Annotated in this window: 21 protein-coding genes and 1 riboswitch; of the genes, 10 read left to right on the top strand and 11 right to left on the bottom strand. The window is 50.2% G+C overall.

Annotated features, from left to right (window positions below; genetic code table 11):
- Window positions 1-3: 3 nt before the first annotated feature.
- A complete protein-coding gene (locus ACHWTJ_RS08290; RefSeq protein ID WP_294741462.1) occupies window positions 4-912 on the bottom strand; it encodes a MoxR family ATPase in 909 nt (302 codons plus the stop codon).
- 224 nt (window positions 913-1,136) lie between these two features.
- Between ACHWTJ_RS08290 and ACHWTJ_RS08285 the strand changes: the two genes are divergently transcribed.
- A complete protein-coding gene (locus ACHWTJ_RS08285; protein ID WP_294749721.1) occupies window positions 1,137-1,364 on the top strand; it encodes a hypothetical protein in 228 nt (75 codons plus the stop codon).
- A gap of 33 nt (window positions 1,365-1,397) precedes the next feature.
- On the opposite strand, the gene ACHWTJ_RS08280 is transcribed toward ACHWTJ_RS08285, so the two are convergent.
- The 9 genes from ACHWTJ_RS08280 to ACHWTJ_RS08240 form a co-directional block, all read right to left on the bottom strand.
- A complete protein-coding gene (locus ACHWTJ_RS08280; protein WP_294741459.1) occupies window positions 1,398-1,613 on the bottom strand; it encodes a DUF3006 domain-containing protein in 216 nt (71 codons plus the stop codon).
- Window positions 1,614-1,634: 21 nt separating this feature from the next.
- Window positions 1,635-2,498 carry a ComEC/Rec2 family competence protein gene (locus ACHWTJ_RS08275; protein ID WP_394679436.1) on the bottom strand — a complete coding sequence of 288 codons (864 nt, stop codon included), beginning with the start codon at window positions 2,496-2,498 and terminating at the stop codon, window positions 1,635-1,637.
- Window positions 2,492-3,043: a histidine phosphatase family protein gene (locus ACHWTJ_RS08270; protein ID WP_394679435.1), complete on the bottom strand. Its 552-nt coding sequence runs from the start codon at window positions 3,041-3,043 to the stop codon at window positions 2,492-2,494. Before ACHWTJ_RS08270 ends, ACHWTJ_RS08275 begins: the two co-directional genes overlap by 7 nt.
- A 46-nt stretch (window positions 3,044-3,089) precedes the next feature.
- Entirely contained in the window at window positions 3,090-3,884 is a 795-nt protein-coding gene (locus ACHWTJ_RS08265) for a DUF3307 domain-containing protein (protein ID WP_394679434.1), read from the bottom strand.
- Window positions 3,881-4,528 carry a hypothetical protein gene (locus tag ACHWTJ_RS08260; protein WP_050677952.1) on the bottom strand — a complete coding sequence of 216 codons (648 nt, stop codon included), beginning with the start codon at window positions 4,526-4,528 and terminating at the stop codon, window positions 3,881-3,883. Before ACHWTJ_RS08260 ends, ACHWTJ_RS08265 begins: the two co-directional genes overlap by 4 nt.
- 286 nt (window positions 4,529-4,814) lie before the next feature.
- Window positions 4,815-5,285: an NUDIX domain-containing protein gene (locus ACHWTJ_RS08255; RefSeq protein ID WP_231681758.1), complete on the bottom strand. Its 471-nt coding sequence runs from the start codon at window positions 5,283-5,285 to the stop codon at window positions 4,815-4,817.
- A 297-nt stretch (window positions 5,286-5,582) separates the two neighbouring features.
- A complete protein-coding gene (gene parC / locus ACHWTJ_RS08250) occupies window positions 5,583-7,988 on the bottom strand; it encodes a DNA topoisomerase IV subunit A (RefSeq protein WP_394679433.1) in 2,406 nt (801 codons plus the stop codon).
- Complete coding sequence (gene parE, locus ACHWTJ_RS08245; protein ID WP_294741449.1) at window positions 7,981-9,951, bottom strand: DNA topoisomerase IV subunit B; 1,971 nt, start codon at window positions 9,949-9,951, stop codon at window positions 7,981-7,983. The genes parC and parE overlap by 8 nt, the downstream gene beginning before the upstream one ends.
- A gap of 178 nt (window positions 9,952-10,129) precedes the next feature.
- A complete protein-coding gene (locus tag ACHWTJ_RS08240) occupies window positions 10,130-10,531 on the bottom strand; it encodes a CoA-binding protein (RefSeq protein ID WP_023468336.1) in 402 nt (133 codons plus the stop codon).
- Window positions 10,532-10,960: 429 nt separating this feature from the next.
- On the opposite strand from ACHWTJ_RS08240, the gene ACHWTJ_RS08235 reads away from it, so the two are divergent.
- From ACHWTJ_RS08235 to ACHWTJ_RS08195, 9 genes are all read left to right on the top strand, one after another.
- Window positions 10,961-12,001, top strand: a complete 1,041-nt coding sequence (locus ACHWTJ_RS08235) for a tyrosine-type recombinase/integrase (protein ID WP_055968139.1) — start codon at window positions 10,961-10,963, stop codon at window positions 11,999-12,001.
- A gap of 30 nt (window positions 12,002-12,031) precedes the next feature.
- Window positions 12,032-14,641 (top strand): DEAD/DEAH box helicase, encoded by a 2,610-nt coding sequence (locus ACHWTJ_RS08230; protein WP_394679432.1) that lies wholly within the window; start codon window positions 12,032-12,034, stop codon window positions 14,639-14,641.
- Entirely contained in the window at window positions 14,638-15,168 is a 531-nt protein-coding gene (locus ACHWTJ_RS08225) for a glycerol-3-phosphate acyltransferase (protein ID WP_394679431.1), read from the top strand. Before ACHWTJ_RS08230 ends, ACHWTJ_RS08225 begins: the two co-directional genes overlap by 4 nt.
- 12 nt (window positions 15,169-15,180) lie before the next feature.
- Window positions 15,181-16,731, top strand: a complete 1,551-nt coding sequence (locus ACHWTJ_RS08220; protein ID WP_394679430.1) for a GNAT family N-acetyltransferase — start codon at window positions 15,181-15,183, stop codon at window positions 16,729-16,731.
- 289 nt (window positions 16,732-17,020) lie between these two features.
- Entirely contained in the window at window positions 17,021-17,698 is a 678-nt protein-coding gene (locus ACHWTJ_RS08215) for a 50S ribosomal protein L25/general stress protein Ctc (RefSeq protein ID WP_394679429.1), read from the top strand.
- Window positions 17,699-17,793: 95 nt separating this feature from the next.
- Window positions 17,794-17,893, top strand: a riboswitch (TPP riboswitch).
- Between the two features lie 99 nt (window positions 17,894-17,992).
- Window positions 17,993-18,565: an ECF transporter S component gene (locus ACHWTJ_RS08210; RefSeq protein WP_294741438.1), complete on the top strand. Its 573-nt coding sequence runs from the start codon at window positions 17,993-17,995 to the stop codon at window positions 18,563-18,565.
- The gene (locus ACHWTJ_RS08205; protein WP_394679428.1) at window positions 18,562-20,091 is read left to right on the top strand and encodes an ABC transporter ATP-binding protein; all 1,530 of its coding nucleotides are present in this window, start codon (window positions 18,562-18,564) and stop codon (window positions 20,089-20,091) included. Before ACHWTJ_RS08210 ends, ACHWTJ_RS08205 begins: the two co-directional genes overlap by 4 nt.
- Window positions 20,063-20,785: an energy-coupling factor transporter transmembrane protein EcfT gene (locus ACHWTJ_RS08200; RefSeq protein ID WP_294746206.1), complete on the top strand. Its 723-nt coding sequence runs from the start codon at window positions 20,063-20,065 to the stop codon at window positions 20,783-20,785. Before ACHWTJ_RS08205 ends, ACHWTJ_RS08200 begins: the two co-directional genes overlap by 29 nt.
- Window positions 20,786-20,840: 55 nt before the next feature.
- Complete coding sequence (locus ACHWTJ_RS08195; RefSeq protein WP_294746203.1) at window positions 20,841-21,872, top strand: NAD(P)/FAD-dependent oxidoreductase; 1,032 nt, start codon at window positions 20,841-20,843, stop codon at window positions 21,870-21,872.
- Window positions 21,873-21,942: 70 nt separating this feature from the next.
- Here the strand turns inward: ACHWTJ_RS08195 and ACHWTJ_RS08190 are convergent, their stop codons facing one another.
- Window positions 21,943-22,761: an alpha/beta fold hydrolase gene (locus ACHWTJ_RS08190; RefSeq protein ID WP_394679427.1), complete on the bottom strand. Its 819-nt coding sequence runs from the start codon at window positions 22,759-22,761 to the stop codon at window positions 21,943-21,945.
- Window positions 22,762-22,866 lie beyond the last annotated feature (105 nt).

Below are 22,866 nucleotides of genomic sequence, written 5' to 3'. Positions count from 1 at the left end.
CGCTTACACCTCAGTTGGGACAGTGAGTGAATCGAGGACCTGTTCGACGAGACGTTCGTTCGACAACTTCAGCGTCGCTTCGAGCGTCAAGACGAGACGGTGGGCAAGCAATGGCGTCGCCAAGTGCTTGACGTCCTCTGGTGTGACGTATGCCCGTTCCTGCATCCAAGCACGTGCTTTTGCAGCTTTCAAGAGTGCGAGCGTCGCCCGTGGACTCGGTCCAATTTCAACGTCTCGATGGGCACGGAGTGCGTCACAGACGTCGAGTAAGTAGTTTTCGACGCTATCGTCGATCGAGACGGCGACGACCTCTTCTTTCCAGTCATTGAGCTGTTCGAGCGGAATCTGGATTTCGGCTGCTGTTAAGTGTACCCCACGTAATAATGCCTTCTCCGCCTGACGTGTTAGGGGAGCGAACGACAACTTGAACAAGAAACGGTCGAGTTGGGCATGCGGCAGCGGGAATGTACCGTGTCCATCGAACGGATTTTGTGTCGCGATGACAAGAAAGTGTTGCGGTAACGTATAGGAAGTATCCCCGATCGTCACTTGTCCTTCCGCCATTGCCTCGAGCAATGCTGACTGTGTCCGCGGAGTCGTCCGGTTGATTTCATCGACGAGGACGATATTCGCGAATAGCGGACCAAACCGTTGTTCAAACGATCCTGTCAGCGGGTTGAATAACTCCATCCCAAGTAGATCGGTCGGTAACGTATCCGCTGTACATTGAACACGTGAGAACTTCGCTTCGAGTGTTTGCGCCAGTGCTTTTGCTAGTGTTGTCTTACCGGTCCCCGGACGGTCTTCGAGCAACACATGGCCTTCTGCGAGCAAGCCCATCAATAAATGATCAATCACATCGTCCTGACCAAGGACAGATTGTTTGAGTGATGTCCGTAACGTTTGAAACATAGATGATTCCCCCTTTAAGATACATCGTATTTCTAAAGTGTACGAAAATTCAGAAAAAACTGCTAGTGATTTTCCAGGAATCGCGCATAAAGAAATACGTCTATCTTTTATACTACCAGTTTCATCCAAAAGTTTCGTGAAATATCAAAAAAATTGAAACAGGATAATGAAGTCACTTAGCGAATAAAGTACATAAGGTTGCTAAGAGAAGGGGGAATGGACTCATGAAACAACACACTACGGAATCCGACACCACTCCAATCGATCAACTTGATGTCGCCCATAGTCCGCTCGATGATTACCAACGTACCGTCGCTGGAGGACCTCCGAATCGTCGAGCATTTGCTGCGATTCGTCGGCTCCCATTCGGATTACGTTTGCTGACGTATATAATCGGTTCTTTATTCACAGCAGGCCTCATCGCTGGTCTCGTCATCGGTCTACTGGGTTAAAAAAGACTCCCTCATCGTTCTGAGGAAGTCCCATCATTCTTCAAAGAGATCATCCATCAACTCGGTGATCTCTTTTTTACGTGCGTTCGTCTCATCGCGTAAGATCCGAATCGAACGCCCACTCCAGTCTAGTCGGTCACCAATCGTCGCATGGCGCGGTAAACGACCTTTCGGTAACGTGATCGTCTCGCGGTCGTCGGTTTCGCAAATCGCTAGATCGTCTTCAAAATCAGCTAGGGTCAATCGCATCTGATGCACCTCCACGTCTCGTTATTCCGGTCGTAAATCAGTCCGGTTCGATTCCTTGATGCCGTCACCAGTCGAGATATACTGGATCGTGCCACTTTGATCGGTTCGGTCAATCGTGATCCGTTCCTCTTTCAGCTCCTGTAAGACGGAGGGACGCGGGTGACGGTAAGCATTATCCTGCCCGGCTGAGATCAAGGCACGCTTCGGATCAACGGCTTGTAGGAAGGGCAGGGAGGACGATGTGTCTGCTCCGTGATGCCCAAGCTTCAAGACATCGGCGCTAAGATCGGCATTTGACTCGAGCAATTGTCGTTCCGTCCGGATCGGAGCGTCGCCCATGAAGAGGAATCGGTCCTGTCCATGTTCGACCCGCAGGACGGCACTCCAACTGTTAAGATCCTGTGTCCCGTCCGTTAGGGGTGCAAGGAACATAAAGCGTGCGGCTACACTCGGTATCTCTAGACCCGCTTTGACGGCTTTGATCGTCACCCCTTCGCGTTTAACAGCAAGGAGGAAATCACGGTACGTCTCCGTCGTATGCGTGACACGCGGGGCATAGACGCTGTCGACTGGAAAGGCATCAAGTACCGTATCGAGTCCACCGATATGATCGGCGTCCGGATGTGTCGCGATGACTGCTGTTAAGCGTTTAACACCCAGTTCTTGCAGGTAGCGGACGACATCCTCGCCTTTGCCGTTATTCCCACCGTCAATCAAGATCGCGTCTTCCTTCGTCCGGATGAACGTGCTATCTCCTTGACCGACGTCAAAACCGTAGACCTCCATCTGTCCTGCGGTCGGAGCAGGGGGCTCTTCGTCCCGTGTCGTATAGAAGATGATGATTAAACAGAGTGCTAACAGAATCGTTGATCCCCATTTCAACATGTCGGTTCCTCTTTCTCGAACAGATACAGCATGCCGTTACGCGGATGACCGAACCGTGGCCCCCGGTAACCGCGCCGTTTCAAGGCAGTACGCATCAAAATCATCATACCGCCATGCCCGACGAGTAAGACCCGTTCATCATCCTCGAACATCAGTTGATTCAACAGGACCTCAATCCGTTCATTCGCTTCCTTGATTTCCGCTTGAATCCGTTTGCTGAACGGGGCTGCCAGTCGACCGAGGACCGCCCAGCCAAGAAACGGTAACCGGAGATTCGAGCGAATCGTCGGAAACGGTACTTCCCGCAGTAGATCCGTCACGATGATCTCTTGATCGTAGACGCTCTTCGCCGTCTGGACAGCGCGTGGCATGCTACTGGCATAACAGACCGTCCAGTCGATCTGACCGAGCTCGACCGGTTGAATATCGATGTCTGACGTATCATACCGTTCAATCCATTTTTCAATATCGCTGGCGCTGATCCAGCCTTTCGTCGGGTATCCTTCCGTCACCCGGTGATGTCTCACTAATCCAATTTGTTTCATGCTTCGTGCGACGGTCCAAACCGTCTCCCTCACTTTCATTCATCGTTTAGAGTGCGACGCGAATCGCGAGTCCACATAAAATCGCACCTAAGATACTGAGCAAGCTCCCGATGATGTAATATTCCGCAAAGCGGCGGTCTTCAAACTGTTTAAAACGGGCCAGTGCCTTCAAAGCAATGATGAAGCCGATGGCTCCGGTTGCGTTCGTGACGACGAGCAGGGTGATGATCGCCCGTTCGACGAGACCGATATAACGCCCGATCCCATTCAATTCCGTCGTATAACTGCGGGCAGAATCTTCGACTTCATGTGTGACAGTCCGCGAAACGCCGTCGAGTTGCTCCTTACGTGTCACTTTTCGCTCGAAATGCGCTTCAATCAACCGTGGGGCAAATGGCGCGAGCATCAAGGCGATGCCATGACCGAGCAACTCCGTCGTCACTAAACTAAAACATAGAATCCAGAGGACCTGCTCGGGTCGCGTGAACGACAACGACCAATCGATCGGAACGAACACCCATGTCAAAGCGATGATGGCAGTGATATGTAACGCTTGATCAATCCAGTACGCCGCTGCTTGCTTGACGCGACGTTTGAGCGGGGAGGCATCGAGTAGGGCGTGAAACACGAGAATGCTGCCTCCTAGCCATCCGGCGATGTCGAGGGTTAACTGCCCTCGAATAACGAAGAACGCAAGGACAAATAGCATCAGAGCCGCATGAACGGCAATATGTTGGAATAAGATCCGTTGGTGTCGGTGTTTCAGTAGCGCCATCCGTCTCGTCTGTAATGGAAAATCAGCAAGTAGGTGGACAAGTATAAGGCTAAGTAAGATGGTCACCGAATCGCCTCCCAGACTTGGAATTGCTCCAGTGCCTGTGTCAAGGCAGCTTCAAGACGCTTCCGTTGCTTACGCTGCGAGCGGGAAACGAGTTTTGCGACATTCGCGCGGGCATCTTGTTCTTTAAAGCCCATCTTCAGACCGATCTCTTCATACGTATCATCTGGATATTGATCCATCAACCGGTGCAGTTCAATCTGACGGTCCGTCTTCCCGAAATACGCCGGATAAAGCATCTCGAGATAGCCATTCAGCAGGGCGGTCGGTAAGTAGGGCGGTCCAGCAAACGCAATCCGTGACGGAAGCGTCTTCGCCTGTTCTTGCGCTTCAAAAGCGTGAATGATCGCACTACCATTGGCTTCTTCAGCTTGGGTCGTCGAAATCGTCTCATACTGACCAAATCCAATCCCGATGTAACCTGGTAATTCTTGATTCAATAAGTGCAGAATGACCGGATAACTAACCGGATAATCCGCAAATACCGCTAGTAAGCTATCACCGGATTTGATTTGGAACGGAACGATACTCGTTGGAAATGCCGTATTCAGATTGTTCGCGAGTTCTCGGAGCGCTTGAAGTAATGCTTCTTTGCTCGGATAATCGCGGGAGCCTTTGACATCAAACGACAAGGCAACAGCTTGCATGACGATTCCTCCTGTTCATTTGTTGCCATAATCATGGAAACATTTGATTTGTTACCGTTAAAAAGGTAACATTCGCGGTGTTACTGTTATTAGAGTAACAAAGAATGAAGAAGAAGACCAACAGGACGATAGACCGATTTTTACACGACAGGGGGGATGGATGAATCTGACTAAAAGATTATTTTTTTATTCAAGTTAACATAACATATATTATCAATAGTTATAAGATTTTGTCTCATAATCAGGGTAAACTTAAGATAGTGAGACAAAACAAAAAAACACGGAATTAACCGTGTTTTCGACAATCATACGGACGTGTCCGTTCCAATCGATGAATCAAACGATCCAGGAATATATGATGGCGGCGTTCAAGTTGCGTGATCCGATCAAGTGGCAACCACGCGAAATCAAAGAAATCACCGCAATCCTGACCGTCACCAGCCACACAATGTGTCCAACGGTTCTCTTGGCATTCGATGTGCGCATGGTAGAAATACGTGTAATGCACCCGCATTCGCTCTGGGTACCGCATCTCTTCTTCGCCGATGTACTGGACGGATGCTAACGAGAGACCACTTTCCTCAAGCGTCTCACGGACAGCCGCTTCTTTTGCGATTTCAGCATCTTCGATCGTACCTGCGGGGATCTGCCAATCACTCTCAGGAGCCGATTGTGGATGAAAAACAAGTAGTTCCCATCCGTTAGGTTTTTCCCGAGTGATATAGATTGCTACTTTTTCGCGACGTCTGAATTTCATCTTCATCACCTCTCCAAGGTCGGCAGATTGCACAACAAGCAGCTAAAGGGACGGTCCCGTAGCTGCTTGATCAATTGACGCTATAAGCAAAGCTGCGGAGACGCGTGACCCGACGCTTGTTCGTGACGAATCGTGACCTGACTATTTCTTCTATTGTAGCCGTTATTGGTCAGTGTTTCAATTTGTAAACGATATTTATAGCGATAAATCTCAAAATTCGGAGCGTTCGTCTCAAAATCACCCTCTCCTGCTCCGCTAGATCTAAAAAAGCTCCCCCGTTATCCGGAGGAGCATCGCTTATCGTGTATACCAGTCGAGTAAGGGACCGAATTTCTCTTCATCGTAGGCAAATGAACCGTTTGATAAGCGGTCGAGGAACGATAACGAACCGATTTGGATCGTTTTCTCCTGCTCTTTCCCGCTGAGGACCAATTCTTTCGCTTGTGTGACGTCGATCAATGCTGCGACTTGGTGTGGTTTCGATTTCAAATCACGGAGCAACTGTAAGCCACGGAGCGCACGGCTCGAGACTTGGAACTGATCCGCGAGGCGCATCTTCTTCAAGGCACCCCGTTGCGTCAAGAGGACGATCTGTGGTGCTTCCTTGAAGCCAATTGCACCCGCGACGACATCTTGATCCTTCAGGTTGATCGCTTTAACACCAGCAGCCCGGACACCAACGACCGGAACGTCATCTTCCGTGAACCAAAGCCCGAAGCCGTTCTGTGTCGCAAGGAACAGCTCGGTTTGACCCGTTGAGACCTGCGCGTACAAGACTTCGTCGTCTGCCTTCAGACGGACGCCTTGAAGCGGTTTTGACTTCCGCTGGGCGTTGTAGTCACTCAGTTTCGATCGTTTAACCATCCCTTGACGAGTCACGAACAAACAATGCTGTGCTTCGTCGAACGAATGGACGAGATCCGCTGAGAGGACCCGGTCACCCGGTTCGAGTGGGACAAGGTTTGCGACGTGTTGACCGCCATCCTTCCATTTCGTATCCGGTAATTGGTGGACCGGAATCAGCAAGTAGTTCCCACGAACGGTCCAGACGATCAAGTGGTCGGTCGTCATCGCTTGCCCTTGGAGCAACGGACGATCCTGTTCCTTCAAGTCCGGTAAGTCGTTCGAGGCCCCGAATGAACGGAGCGACGAACGTTTGACGTAACCGTTTTTCGACAGGAAGACCATCGTTTCTTCGACAGCGATCATGACTTCCGTCTTCAGCTTCAGTTCTTCAACTTCCGCTTCGATCGTCGAGCGACGTTTGTCCGCGACTTGTTCCTTCAAGACTGTCAATTCCTTGATGATGAGACGATTCCGTGTCTTTTCATCGTTAAGGATCTTCTCAAGACGAGCGATTTCCTTCTCGAGTTTCGCAGCTTCTTCCTGCAACTCGACGATATCGGTATTCGTTAACCGGTACAGCTGGAGCATGACGACGGCTTCCGCTTGGCGATCCGTAAAGTTGAAGCGCGTGATCAGCTTCTCCTTCGCGTCTGCTTTGTTCGACGCAGATCGGATCAAGGCAAGTGTCTCATCGAGGACAGAGATCGCTGTCATCAAGGCAGAAACGACTTCCTGACGGCGTTTCGCTTGTTCGAGATCAAACGCTGTCCGGCGGATGACGACTTCCTTGACGTGTGCAAGATACGCATCAAGTAGTGTCAAGACGCCCATTTGCCGCGGTGTCCGTTCATGGATCGCGACCATGTTGTAGTTATAGGCAATTTGTAAGTCAGTCTGTTTGAGGTAGAAGTGTAAGACACCTTCTGCGTCCGCTTCCTTCTTCAACTCGATGACGACCCGTAAGCCGTCGCGGTCGGTCTCATCACGGACTTCAGCGACACCTTCGACCTTTTTATCAAGACGGAGTTCTTCCATCCGTTTAACGAGATTGGCTTTATTGACCTCATACGGGAGCTCCGTGATGACGATTTGCTGACGACCACCCCGCAGTGTCTCAATCGTTGAGCGCGAGCGGATGATGACTTTCCCGCGTCCTGTCTCGAACGCCTTCTTGATGCCGTCAAGCCCTTGAACAACACCACCAGTCGGGAAATCAGGACCTTGCATGTGCGTCAACAAGTCATCGACGTTCTGAACCGTACCGGAAATCCGACCAATCGCAGCATCGAGGACTTCTCCCGCGTGGTGCGGTGGAATCTCGGTTGCATAACCAGCGGAAATCCCTGTCGAACCGTTCATCAGCAAGTTCGGTAGGAGTGACGGTAAGACGAGCGGTTCTTCCGTCGTATCATCGAAGTTGAGCGTGTAATCGACGGTCTGTTTGTTGATCCCGTCGAGAATCAGACTCGAAACTTTTGATAAACGGGCTTCCGTATACCGCATCGCTGCCGCGCTATCGCCGTCGATCGATCCGTTGTTCCCTTGCATATCGATCAGCGGGTAACGGAGTTTCCACTCTTGGCTCAAGCGGACCATTGCTTCATAGACCGATGAATCACCGTGCGGGTGATAGTTACCGATGACGACACCGACTGTCTTCGCTGATTTCCGGTAGGCCCGGTCGAACAGGTTGCCTTCTGTGTGCATTGCATACAAGATCCGGCGTTGAACTGGTTTCAGACCATCCCGGGCATCCGGTAAGGCACGATCTTGGATGATATATTTCGAATAACGACCAAACCGGTCGCCGACGACTTGCTCGAGCGACAAGTTCAGGATGTTTTGTAGATTAGACATGTTCGTTCACACTCTCTTTCGTCACGTGCTCATTCTCGATGATCGAGAGGTCTTCCGCGAGACCGAAGGCGACATTGTCCTCGATCCACGTCCGGCGGTGCCCAACGTTATCGCCCATGAGGACCGAAACACGTTTTTCAGCAACAGCAGCATCGTCGATCGTGACCCGAATCAATGTCCGTGTCTCAGGATCCATCGTCGTTTCCCAGAGCTGTGGTGCATTCATCTCCCCAAGTCCTTTGTAACGCTGGATCATATAACCTTTACCGAATTTCTTCGTCGTTTTCTTGAGTGTTTCTTCGTCCCAAACATATTCGAACTTCTCCGATTTGCCTTTTCCTTTTGAGACGCGGTAGAGCGGTGGTAAGGCAACAAAGACCTTCCCAGCGTCGATCAACGGACGCATGTAGCGGAAGAAGAACGTCAACAGCAAGACTTGGATGTGCGCGCCATCGGTATCGGCATCGGTCATGATGATGACTTTGTCGAAATTACAATCCGACAAGTCGAAATCGGCTCCGACACCGCCACCAATCGCGTGAATGATCGTGTTAATCTCTTCATTCTTCATGATGTCAGCGAGTTTCGCTTTTTCCGTGTTCAAGACCTTACCACGGAGTGGAAGAATCGCTTGGAACGTCCGGTTCCGTCCTTGTTTCGCAGAACCACCGGCAGAATCACCCTCGACGAGGAACAATTCATTCTTATCCGCGTTTTTTGAAGCAGCAGGCGTCAGTTTTCCGTTCAAGATGCTCGAACGTTTCTTCTTTTTCCCGTTTCGTGCTTCTTCGCGGGCTTTCCGTGCTGCTTCACGTGCTTGTGCTGCGCGGATCGCTTTTTTGATCAATAGTGTCGCCGTTTGTGGGTTCTCTTCCAAGTACGTTGAGAGACGACGGCTGATGACAGCGTCACAGCTCGTCCGTGCTTCCGGCGAACCGAGTTTCGACTTCGTTTGTCCTTCGAATTGGAGGAATTCTTCTGGAATCCGGATCGAGACGATCATCGTCAACCCTTCGCGGATATCGTTTCCGTCAAGGTTTTTATCCTTTTCCTTCAAGAGCGTGTTCTTCCGGGCGTATTCATTCATGACCCGTGTCATTGCCGTCTTTGCGCCGACTTCGTGTGTTCCACCGTCGCGTGTTCGGACGTTGTTGACGAACGACAGGACGTTTTCCGAGTATGCATCCGTGAACTGGAAGGCGATATCGACTTCGATCTCGTTTTCCGTACCTTCGAATGCAACCGTCGGATGGAGCGTATCTTTATCATCATTCAAATACTGAACGAATTCGCTGACACCATCTTGGTACTGGAAGATATCTTGTTTATCGGACCGTTCGTCCGTCAGTGTGATCTTCAGACCTTTCAGCAAGAAAGCGGATTCGCGTAAGCGTTCTGCGAGCGTATCGTAGTTGTATGCCAACGTACTGAAGATCGAGCCATCTGGTTTAAAGTAAACGCTCGTTCCTTTTTGACGCGTCGTACCCGTTTCCAGCAACGTCGTCTTCGGCATCCCGCCGTTTTCGAACGTTTGCTCATATTGTTTCCCGTCACGGAAGATCGTTACTTTCAAATCCGTTGATAAGGCGTTAACGACCGACGCCCCGACGCCGTGTAAGCCACCGGACGTCTTATAGCCACCTTGACCGAACTTACCACCAGCGTGTAGAACGGTGAAGATGACTTCAGCAGTCGGTTTTCCCGATGCATGCATCCCCGTTGGCATCCCACGTCCATGGTCACGGACGGTAATTGCATTATCTTTATGAATCGTAACGTCAATTTGTTCCCCAAATCCTGCGAGCGCTTCATCGATCGCGTTATCGACGATCTCGTAGACGAGATGGTGAAGTCCACGGTGATCGGTTGAACCGATATACATACCTGGGCGCTTCCGGACTGCTTCGAGTCCTTCGAGCACCTGTATGGCATCATCATTGTAGTTATTTAAGTCTGTCGCCATTCATTTCACCTCAAAATTCAAAATTACGACGTCGTTTTTACAAACGTTCGTTCGTTATTTCGAGTAGTCTGTCTCTAATTGTAGGCATCTTCTTGCTTCCTGACAAGCATAACCTGTAAAGCGCATGAAAAAAGACACCTTCACGAACGGGTGAAGATGCCTGAAATCGTGCGATAACTCACAGGTATTGATGCTCGATTTTGATGCAACGATTCTCAATATATGGAATTCCAGCGCCAAGTGCAAGACTTTCGGCTTCGACACTCGAGAGACCGAGCTGATTCCAAATCATACCGACGTCACCGTGAGCGACAGCATCTTTAGCGACGTCCGCTAAAAACTCAGACCGACGGAAAACGTCGACGATATCGATGTGCCCTGGAATGCTCGCAACACTCGGATAGACTTTTTGACCGTTCCACTCGTTTAACGTCGGATTGACTGGAATGACTTCGTATCCGTGTTGGACTAAGTAGTCAGCAATCCAGTTCGCCGTTTTTCCGGAATCACTCGAGACGCCAACGACGGCAATGCGTTTCGCATCCTTCAAATATTGACGTGCTTGTTGATCGGTAATCATCTAGAACTCCCCCTTATGAAAATAACTCTTACCTAACACTCTATACCCGAACCAAGATGAAGTATGCGAAATCGAGCATGTTTTCGACGTTTTTTAGAAATCGTCTTGAAATCAAATGAGTCGACCGATGACCCGTCGAACACCTTCTCGATGCAACTGAGAGCGAAATTGAATATTCATTCTTTTTTGATGATCGAGGTGACATAATACTATTATTGTTATTAAAGAGCATATTGTAGCTCAAAAACGATAAAAATAGATTAAATTCTCACGTGCATCGAGTTGACCAACGACCCGTCTGATGCATTGTCGATGCAACTGAGCGCTCTCTGTCTGACAATTTAACATTGCGTGAAATAGTTATTTCACGCAAACAAGTGTCTGAAGTACCAACGTTTGGTATACTACTACTAGAGGGGTGAATGTCGAATGAGTTTATTTAAAAACCTAGGAAAAACGATACATAAAACGACCGTTTCGGCTACAGCACCAGCGATTCCCGGTTACGAGCGGATGCCACGCTTCATTCAGTCCTATTTGGATCAGTTAGCAGCAAAACATTTCTCGTTAGCGACGATGCGCCGCTACGTCTACGACTACGAAGCGTTCTTTCAATTTGTCGCTGTAGCGTCAGGTGAAGAAGTAACAGCGCGGGATATTCCGCTTGAAGCATTTGTCGAGATCGATGCAGCAGGAATTGAAGCTTACGCTGAATACCTTGCCTTAACGAAACAAAATGCATCAAGTGTCATCAATCGGAAGTTATCAGCATTACAGTCGTTGTTCCGTTATTTGGTCGATACAGGGCAGTTGTCGGAAAATCCGGTCGCCAAAGTCAATCGTCCGAAACAAGCAAAACGGGAACCGGTTTATCTGACAAAACGCGAATGGGATGAATTGATTCAGTTGTTACCATCAAACGTCGAGATGAATGCCCGGGAAGCATCACATTATGAACGCGATCGCGTCCGCGATGTGACGTTGTTCCAACTGCTCGGCTATAGTGGGATGCGCCTCAGTGAGATGACCCAACTCGTCTGGAACGATGTTGATTTCCACGAAAACACGCTCCGCGTCATCGGGAAAGGTAACAAAGAACGACTGATTCCACTCGCAAAACCAGCTCGGATTGCCTTGCGCAAATACGCGATTCATTATCAGATGCCAACGAGCGGCGCCGTGCCCGTCTTCCAAAAACACGGGAAACCACTCAGTCCACGGGCAGTCCAGCATATTTTGCAGCGGCACACGGAACGATTAAAACCGGTCCTACCCTTTTTAGAGCGCAAAAAAATTACACCGCATAAATTGCGGCATACGTTTGCGACACGTCTTGCGACCGGCGGAGTCGACGTTCTGACGATTCAGCAGCTACTCGGTCACGAATCCGTTGCGACAACACAAGTCTATGCCCATATCGGTGATTCCGAGAAAAAGCGCGCTGTCGATTTATTTGATGGTGAACGATAATAATATTATGTTAACTAAAGGAGGGATATTATGAATTACGGGCTCAGTGAACGCAAAATCAAACAGATGTCTGATGCTTATGCCTTTCGACGGGGAAAGAAGTATGTCGCTGCCCGTAAGGTCACGTTGCACAATTACCGGATGGGTGACGAACTGATTGAAGCAAGCGTCGACGGTGAAGAACGATTCACGGTCACCGTCCGCGTCAAAGCGCACGGTGTCGACGCTGGATGCAACTGTCCGTCGCTTGCGATGGATACATCGTTTTGTGGACATATCGTCGCCGTTTTACTGGCGATGCATCATGTACAGGCGCACGGTACACCGGCGCCGCTGTCACCGCAGATTCGTCCGTTCTCGGCGATTCAAGTCGATGACGCTGGCGCGCGCCATTATTTACGCAGTCTCACACCGGATCGTCGGGAAGCGATTCATTTCGAACTGACCGGACCTGTCGTGACGCTTAAACGATTGACGGACAATCAACAGCATCAACTGTCCCTGCCCTACTTCGATCGGTTACTTGAACAGACGGAGTATTTGCAGCGGGTCGCAGATGTTTCGTTCAGTCCTGATTTGCAGGAACGAATCGTTTCCGGAACGCCAATCGTCAAGTTACATCTTGACCGAACGGCTCGGGAAGTCGAAGTCCGTGTGTCGTTTGATTATCAAGGGATTCAGCTGAATCCGCTCGACGAGACGATTTACGCTGGGCGCGATCAAGTAACGGAACAAAGTGTCTTACGCTTCTTACGTGAATTCCAAGCAACGCCACGTGACACGCGCTACATCATCACGCGTGACGCCGCGCAATATGCCTTTCTGCGGAGCCTGCTTGACGAACGGGTCGCGCTCGGTCAACTGGAGTTATTTGCAACACAAGCGATCCGGACGACGTTACCAAAAGGACCGTTTCATCCGGGGATCGAAGTCGACGTGACGGACCGCCTCGACTGGCTCGTCTTCAACTTTTCGATGGACGGGATTCCAGAAGATGAGCTGAAACGTGTCCTGAAGTCGCTCGTCTTACAAAAACGGTACCACCGCTTGAAATCCGGACAGTTCGTTTCTTTAGAAACAAGGGCTTTTCAGCAGTTACAACGGGTCCTCGCTCAGATGGAAGCAAGTGAACGCGATTTACGCGATGGTCGGATCGTCTTACCTGCTGTCCGGAACATGAAGCATCTAATTGGCGCTTCCGTCCTCCATCTTCACGCTGATTTACTCGAGAAATGGCTTGAATTAAAATCCGGACAAGGATTCCGGCTCGACTTGCCGAATTCGTTAGAGTCACGACTCTATCCGTATCAACGGACGGGTATCCAATTTCTGAAGAATCTGGACGCACAAGGATGTCACGGGATCCTAGCCGATGAGATGGGGCTCGGGAAGACGATTCAAGCGATTGGTTATATCGCGACGATTCCTGACCGTCGTGCGCTCATCGTCGCGCCGGCGTCACTGCTCCGCAACTGGGAAGCGGAACTGAAGCGCTTTTTACCCGATCGACCAGTTCATGTCGTCACCGGTTCTCAAGCTAGCCGACTCCGCGAACTGGAGCACTTACCTGACGATACGGTAACGATCGTCTCCTATACGACGCTTCGGACCGACGTCCGTCGTCACCCTGTATATGACGTCGTCTTCTTTGATGAAGCCCAGCACTTGAAGAATCCGCAGTCGCAAACGGTCAGTCAACTGCGGCATCTGCAAGCAAAACGACGGTTCGCCTTAACGGGCACACCGCTTGAGAATCGGCCGCGTGATATCTGGTCGATTTTCCATGTCTTGTTTCCGGAGCTACTGCCGGATCTAATGACGTTTGAGAAATGGTCGTTTGATGATATGCAACAGTTCATCCAACCGTTCTTATTACGGCGTGAGAAACAGGATGTCTTACAGGACTTACCGAAGAAACAGATCGAGCATCATTATGTCGAGCTCGGTCCGAACCAAAAACGCTTATATGCGTCGTATCTCGCCAAACTGCAACTGGAGACACTGCAACATTTAGACGAGACGAAACGCGAAGATCGTTTGAAGTTACTGGCTGGGTTAACGCGTTTGCGGCAAATTTGCAACGATCCAGGTTTATTCGTTGAGGGATACACAGGGGAAGCAACAAAACGAACGCGTCTACTCTCATTGATTGCCGAAAAACGGGCCGCCAGAAAGCGAATCTTAATTTTCTCGCAGTATACACAAATGCTCGAACGCATTCGCTCGGATCTTGCGCAACGGCATCTCCCCCACTTCCTGTTGACGGGTGAGACACCACTCGAAGACCGGGTGGCGTTATGCGATCGGTTCAATGACGGTGAAGTCGATCTCTTCTTAATTTCCCTGAAAGCCGGCGGAACAGGACTGAACCTCGCAACTGCTGATACCGTCATCCTCTTTGACAGCTGGTGGAATCCGGCCGTCGAACAGCAAGCTGCCGATCGTGCCCACCGGCTTGGACAACAATCCGACGTGACGGTCATCAAATTGCTTACACGCGGGACGATCGAAGAAAAGATGACGGAATTACAAGATCGAAAAGCCAAGATGGTCGATGCCGTCCTGACGGCTCCAGACAGTGATGCCTTGACCGTCAAAGAACTCGTTCATCTCGTAGAAACAAAGGAGGAACATCGGTGATCCTTGATCTCCTGCTTGGTTACCTTATCGGCAGTATTCTTGGCGGTACGCTCTGGAAGTACGTCAGTCGTACCGATTTGGCTCAGGTCGGTTCCGGAAATATTGGTGCCCGCAACGCCCATCGCGCCGGTGGGCTCCCGGCCTTTTTATTCGTCTACCTGTTTGATGCTGCGAAGAACGTTCTTGCACTACAGATCACAGACGCATTTTATCCTGTCGCTCTTGCCGTACTCATTGGCCACTTGTTTCCATTGTTTCATCCGCGACGGGGCGGTAAAGGGTATGCTGTATTTTCCGGCATCGTCTTCGCCATCACGCCGTGGGCATATCTTGCTGGACTAGGCATACTCGGTCTGTCTTATCTCGTAACGAAAGATAGCGTCAAAGCGGGGCTGGTTCCGGTAGTTCTGCTCCCGTTACTCCCCGTCTACTTTGACGCGGGACCCATCAATATCTTGTGTACCGTTGCCGTAAGTCTACTTGTCCTGTGGGCTCATGATGCACTTCACAAGCCAGTCATTACATAAGGAGGACGTCTCATGATCGACTTTTCCATTGCCACCGCTTCGGACGCGGAAGCAATCCATGAATTAAACTACCTCACCTTCACGGAAGAGATTCCGCAACATCAACCAAATACCGAACGGAAACGGATTGACCGGTTTCATGATCAAAATACCTATCTGATCGGCAAGGAAGACGATCGACTCGTCGCGATGATTGCTATTCGGAAGCATCGCCCTTTTTCGCTTGAGGAAAAAGGCGTGACGCTAGATGAGACACTGACGGACCCAGCGGAAATCCGCTTACTCAGCGTTCGTCCCGAATACCGCAATAGTCGTACGTTCATGCAATTGATGCGCTTTTTGATGGTCTACTTGGAACGGGAAACGATTGATCATGTCTATATCAGTGGTACGACACGGGAAGCTAAACTATATGCGCGGTTCGGCTTCACACCAATCGCAGCGACGCTCGGTAGTAGCGATGCCCAGTTCGTACCGATGTTGTTGTCGCGCGCGACATACGAACGATCCGTCATCGCGGATGTCTTACGTCCTCTGCATTTTCTAGCCGGTCCGGTCGAAGTCGCTTCGACGGTCCGTCAAGCGGCGCAACAAGCACCGCGTCCACATCGGACGGCATCGATGCGTCAGCTCGATCAAGATTTACGGGACCGAATGTGTCAGTTGCTGGATTTGCCACATGTCTCGATGGCTGTTGGCAGTGGCACCCTCGCTAACGACATCGTCGCACAACAACTGAGTGGACATGGGTTGATCCTAAACGGTGGTGAGTTCGGTCAACGCTTGATCGATCACGCGGCACGAGCTGGGAAGTCCTTTGATGTCCACTCGCTTCCACCCGGTCACCCAATCGAATTAGAACAGCTCGCGAGTCAACTGCATCAAACGGAATACGACTGGATCTGGTTGACGCATTGTGAGACGTCAACGGGCGTTCTCTACGATCTCGATGCGGTAAAAGCGCTGTTAGAACAACGAACCGCACTCATCGTCGATGCGATCAGCGCCGTCGGAACCGGGCGTTTCTCGTATGCCGGCTGCAGATTCGTCACGATCGTCTCCGGAAAAGCAATTGGTGGTTTACCGGGTCTTGCGTTCATCGGTCACGTAGATCGCGTCCTACCTTCTCCACGTATTCCACGTTATCTGGATCTCGGACTCTATGCGGAAGGTATCGCCTTTTCCGGCTCATCGAACTTGTTGCTTGCTTGTCAGGCAGCGCTCGATGCCCTTGATCTCGATCAAGCAGCCATCAAGATGACCTATCTCGAACAAGCCGTTCGCGCGACTGGTTTTAACCTTCTTGCAACGCAAGAAGCACAGGCGCCGGGAATCCTGACTATCGTCCATCCGTCGGCAACCGCTTTAGGAGACGCTCTCCGGATCCAGGGCTATCATGTTCAATATGAAAGCGACTATCTCGTCCGTAATCAATGGCTTCAAATTTCGACGATGGGACAGACGACGATGCGGCACATCGAACGTCTTGTCCGCGCGCTGGTCCGTGAAAACCAACGCATTATCATAAAAAAAGAAAAAAATGAAAGACCTCTCAACCCTTGATTTCAAGCGGTTTGGAGGTCTTTCGACTTTAAAAAAATAAAAAAAGAGGTTTAAGGATTTAAAACATAGGGGTATAAACTCACTAGCACCGCATCAAACGGTGACTTACTCACACATGTTTCTCAATATCAGCGTAATGACCTGGGAGAGAAATGCAAAGTCACGAAAGCGTCAGATTCAAATGAGTCTGAAACCGATTGTCTTAGCATATTTAAATTGTTCAGGACTTGTCCTGCTCCTACATTCATTACCTTTTGAGGGCTATACCAAATTCAAGGGGGAAATGAACATGTCAGTTAAATTAACAGTCGAAAAACGCGAGGTACGTCCACGCTCACTCCGTAAACAATTACGTCATGAAGGAAAAGCTCTTGGTGTCGTGTATGGTTACAAAGTGGAAAGTACGCCAATCGCATTCGAAGAAAAAGAACTCATCAAGATCATCCGTGAAAACGGTGAAAACGTCTTGATTTCACTAAAATTAGATGGTAAGAACGTTAACGTTCTCATTAACCGTCGTGATATGGATGTCTTCACACCAACAATCGACCACGTCGAATTCATCGCCGTCAAAATGGATGAAGAGACAGAAGTCGAAGCAGACGTCGTACTCGTCGGGGAAGCAGCTGGCGCGAAAGTCGGTGGATTCCTATCACAGACACTCTTTAAAGTAACAGTCGCAGCAACACCAGATAAATTACCAGAGAACGTCGAAGTCGACGTCACAAACCTCGAAATCGGCGATTCAATTTCTGTAGCTGATCTTCCGGAACAAAAAGATTTCCGTATCGTCACTGAAGGCGACATTCAAGTCGCAGCTGTCGTTGAGTCAACGCTTGAACAAGAGCTTGAGGAAATCGAAGAAGCGGAAGCTGAGGCACAAGCTGAAGCTAGTGAAGACAACGAAGCGGAAGCTACGGAAGAGTCTTCAGAAGAAGCAAAAGAAGAGAACGAAGACAATAAATAAGTCGTTTAACGATACGCCCTTCGTGGCGTATCGTTTTATTGTGTCTTGACAATAGACAGAAGATTGCCTAAAGTGAACAGCGTATCATCTATTACCATATCCACTAGGGGAGCCCATTTGGCTGAGACGATTTACTTCGGACCCTTCGAACCTGATCTAGTTCATACTAGCGTAGGAAAGTGGAGCGATCACATCCAATGACTCCTGCTGCGCGCAGTTTTTCTGAGGACCGCTCTCTTTTTTTCGGAGGGCGGTCTTTTTGGTGTCTCCCCCACTTAAAGGAGGACGAACACGATGCAACACTGGAAAATGAAAGAAATCATGGTCATGATGATGCTCGCCGTCGCTTGCGGCGTCATCTATCTCGGTTGGTCAACACTCTGGTTACCGATGTCTGCGATCTTCGGACCAGTCGGTGCCAACTGGATGTTTGGGATCTGGATCATCGCGAGCCCGCTTGTCGCAGCAATCATTCAAAAACCAGGTGCCGCCCTCATCGCGGAAATCGTCGCGGCAGCTGTCGAACTGTTCACGGGTAGTCATTTTGGTTTATCGGCTCTACTGATCGGGGTCTGCCAAGGACTTGGTGCGGAACTCGTCTTTGCGATGACGCGTTATCGCCGTTATGACACATCGACATTGATGTTATCGGGTGTTGGAGCCGCGATTGGTAGCATCGTCTATAGTCTGATCGCGAACGGATTCGGTTACTACACGACGACGACGTTGCTTGCGACAACTGGCTTACAATTGATCAGTGGTGCATTACTCGGCGGCTTGCTCGCAGCGGTTCTTGTCCGTCGCCTTGTAGCGACCGGTGTCTTGAACGGATTTGCGGCAGGACGTGCGAAACGGGAAGTCGCATGATTACTGTCGACGATCTCAGCATCCGCTATCCGGGTCAAATGAAGTCGGTGCTCGATCATGTATCGCTAACGATCGAGCACGGGACGACCCTTCTGCTTGGACGAAGCGGGAGTGGCAAGACGACACTGCTTCATGCCCTAGCCGGACTGACACCAGAGACGATTGAAGTCGAACAGACGGGAACCGTTACCCGGTCCGGTTCGGTCGGAATCTTATTCCAAAACCCAGAAGAACAGTTCTGCATGGAAACGATTGGACGCGAAATCGCTTTTAGTTTAGAAAACCGGTCGATTTCACGCGAAGAGATGGAGGAACGCATTGAACGCTTACTCGCACTTGTTGGTCTCCCTCTCCCCTTCTCGACACCAATCGCGAGTCTATCCGGGGGGATGAAACAACGCCTCGCGCTCGCTGCGGTCCTGGCACTTGATCCGACGATCTTATTACTCGATGAACCAACGGCTCAGATTGACCCGATCGGGCAACACGAGCTGATGGCGTTGATCTTTCGGATTCAGAAAGAACACGATTTAACGATCGTCTTGATTGAACACCAACTCGATGTCTGTTTGCCATATGTCAATCAGATCGTCTTACTTGAGGACGGATCGGTGACTGCAACGGCACATCCACAGGATTTGTTTCCGCAGGCGTATACGGAGCTTCAAGCGAAAGGGGTCGCTGTTCCCTCTTTGTATCCGTATACGTTAGAGACGTTACCCATAGATGGACCACAAGCGGCGCGACTTCACGTGCTTCCCTCAGTCGCTACAGCAGGCACTGCCTTGTTACACGTCGCTGCATTATCGACGAAAGCACCTTACCCGCTGACCGATGCGACATTTTCCCTAATGACGGGAGAATGGGTGATGTTGCTCGGGGCAAACGGCTCCGGGAAAAGTACGTTGCTTGCAACACTCGGTCGGTTGCTCTCGCATCAAGGAACATATCGGTTCCAGGAACGTCCGGCTCAGCGTTACTCCCGGCGACGCTTTTATGAGCACGTCGGCTATGTCTTCCAACAACCGGATCTGCAGTTTCTCAAACTGACGGTCGAAGCAGAAATCGACTGGAGTCACCGGGCAGCGACGAGTGACGAGCGCACAACTTTACTCGAACAACTGGAACTCGCATCCGTCAAACAGCAGTCACCGCTTGCGCTTAGTACAGGGCAACAACGACGACTCAGCGTTGCGACGATGCTCGGGCAGACGAAGGATTTGTTGTTGCTCGATGAACCGACGTTCGGACAGGATGGATTGACGACACGGCGGCTCATGGAACAGTTGTTGACGGAACAACAAAACGGAACGACGCTCGTCATGGCAACACACGATATGGAACTCGTCGCCCGATACGCGGATCGTGTCCTCGTCATGGAGCAAGGCCGGATTGCTTTTGACGGGCGTCCGAACGAGTTATTCGCTGACGTTCCGTTACTCGAACGCTGTCAGCTGCAACGTCCACTTTCGTACCAATTCCAGGAGGTGAAGCGCAATGCAGACAAACGCGTCACCGTTCGCTAAACTCAATCCTGTCATCAAGGGGAGCGGATTGTTTTTGATCATGTTTGCCTTGATTGCAACGAATGACTGGATCAAGACGTTGGTGTTCCTGAGTTTTGCTATCGCCTTGCTACTCCTCTCCGGATGGGGTCCCGTCGATTTCTTGAAACGGCTCGCACCTTACAGTCTATTATTCTTATTGACGTTCTGGATGATGGCAGCCTTCGGCAAAGGTACGAACACGCTCTGGTCGTTCGGTTGGTTTCATGTCACGTCGGAAAGTGTCGTGCACGGCTGGTTACTTGCCTTACGGATGGCGACGTTCGTCTGCTTAAGTTTCGCTTTCGTCACGACGACCGATTCGACCCGGTTCGTGATGAGCTTGATTCACCAGGCAAAGGTATCGCCTCGCTTCGCGTACGGATTTCTTGCCGGGATCCGTTTTTTGCCACAACTGGTCGAAGAAGTCCGCGTCTTGCGGCAAGTCCGAATGATTCGAAACGTGCACAGTCGCTTTCCTGGTGATGCGTTCCTATCAATCGGCTTACCGCTCTTCTCGCGATCGATCCAGCGGGCAGAACGGATGGCAATCGCTTTCGAAGCCCGTCATTTTTCAGCAGAGCGGACATATTATGAAGTGCCAGTCGTTCAGCGCCAGGATATTATCTACCTCGTGGTCATCCTCCTGTTCATCAGTCTTGTCTTTTGGCTATGATTACCGCCACCCGTATCCGGGTACATTCTAGCAAGACAAATTGAAGGAGAACGACATGAAACGAATCCTCTTGATTGGTGCAGGGCACGCTCACCTGCATTGCATTACCCACGGACCCACAGAAGACATCGAGTGGCTGATTTTAAATGCCTCGACGCATCAATATTACTCGGGTATGTACTCCGGGCTTGCTGACGGAACGTACGACATTGATGAAATCCGTGTCGACGTCGCCTCCTTGTGTCGCGCCTATGATAAACCATTCATCGAGGAAACCGTCATCAAAATCGACCCTGTTGAAAAAATCGTCTTCGGTGCATCCGGCAGACGCTATACCTATGACGTCGTCTCGACGAATATCGGCTCGTTCGATTGGTCGGAAGACACGACACGATTATCGATCAAACCGAACTACCGGTTACCGGATACATTAAAGCGTCTGCAACAAGCAAAGTGTCCGGTCGTGATTGGAAGCGGTGCAGCGGCCGTCGAGATGGCGGCGTCCTTAAAAGCGGCGGGTGTGCCGATTATGCTCATCACGGATCCAGAGTTACTTTCAGGACACCCCGCAGCGGAAGCGATTGCGAGACGGTTAAAAGAACTCGATGTTCATTGGATTCGAGAACGGCCACTGAACGAGGCGTCTCCTCTCCTCTTTTCACATCACCCGCCAATCGAGTCGGATGCGCTCATCCGCTTGACGGGTGCGAAAGCTCCGGCATTGTTTGCGGACAGTAAGCTCTATACGGAAGACGGATTCCTACTTGTCAATGAGCAGTTGCAAGCGCTCGATCATCCAAGTCTGTTTGCTGCGGGTGATGCGGCGACCCTCGTCGCTTATCCCGATATTCCAAAGAACGGCGTCACAGCTGTCCGGCAAGCACCGATTCTGCTTACGAATCTCTTACGGTACGTCCAGGAAGAAGCACTCCAAACGTATCGTCCGCAAACGAACTACTTGACGATTTTATCGATGGGACCACGTCATGCGGTTTCCCTGTATGGTAAATCTTACTCAACTAATCGACTTGGTTGGTATCTGAAACGCTGGATCGATCAACGGTTCATGCGGAAGTATCGCCCTTAAAAGTATGCGCCGGCGCATACTTTTTTCTGTACATAAACAAGCCATGGACGGGTGTCCATGGCTTGTTGGATTAGACGGTTTGATTTCCTTTGACGTAAGAGAGTAACGTTTCGTTGAATTTCTCTTGTTCATCAAGCAACATGCCGTGTCCACTCTCTTCGAAGACTTCAAGTCGTGCCTGTGGGATTTCCTTTTGCATTTCTTTCGCGAACTCGAACGGACAAACTTGGTCTTTTTTACCGTGGATGATTAACGTATCGACTTTGATGTCTCCGAGTTTTCCACGTAAATCTTCATCACGTAAGGCGATTGCTGACTGAATCGTACCATGTGACGAAGCGGCGATGCTAAGACCATGGAACCATTGTTGAAGCGGTTCTGGATGTTCCTTCGCAAAGAAGATTTCCCCAAATCCTTTGAGCATCGACGGACGATCCTGTTTCGTGTCGGCAATCAACGCATCGACTTCTTCTTTTGTCATTCCGTATGGATAGCCATCTCGCTGTGTAAAGACAGGGGCTGCAGCTCCTGCGAGAACGAGCTTACTGACTTTTGAATCCCCGTATTGCAAGAGATAGGACAAGGCGATTCCTCCTCCCATCGAGAAGCCAAGCAACGTGACATTCGTTAATTCCAGCTGTTCGATGACTTCATTGATATCGGACGCCATCGTCTTGTAATCGTATCCCGTTGCCGGTGCATCTGATTTACCATAACCGCGATAATCGATTCCGACGTAACGGTATCCTTCTTCGACGAGCAAATTCTTTTGATACTCGAACATGTTGTTGTTTGCCGGCCAGCCGTGTAAAAAGACGACCGGTTGACCCGATCCGACGTCCTCGACGTAAATCTTCGTGCCATCAACTGCTTGAATAAATGTACCCATCTTAAAACCCCCATAGTAATAGATTGACCGTGCATGCATCTATTATTCCCGAGTCAAGAGATGTCAAACATCTTGATGTTAAAGTTTTATAGAAAATTCTGTCTA

This window comes from uncultured Exiguobacterium sp., assembly GCF_964277885.1.
In the GTDB taxonomy this organism is placed as follows: domain Bacteria; phylum Bacillota; class Bacilli; order Exiguobacteriales; family Exiguobacteriaceae; genus Exiguobacterium_A.
The sequence above is the reverse complement of the archived record's forward strand: the minus strand, read 5'-3'. Positions and strand labels throughout refer to the sequence as shown.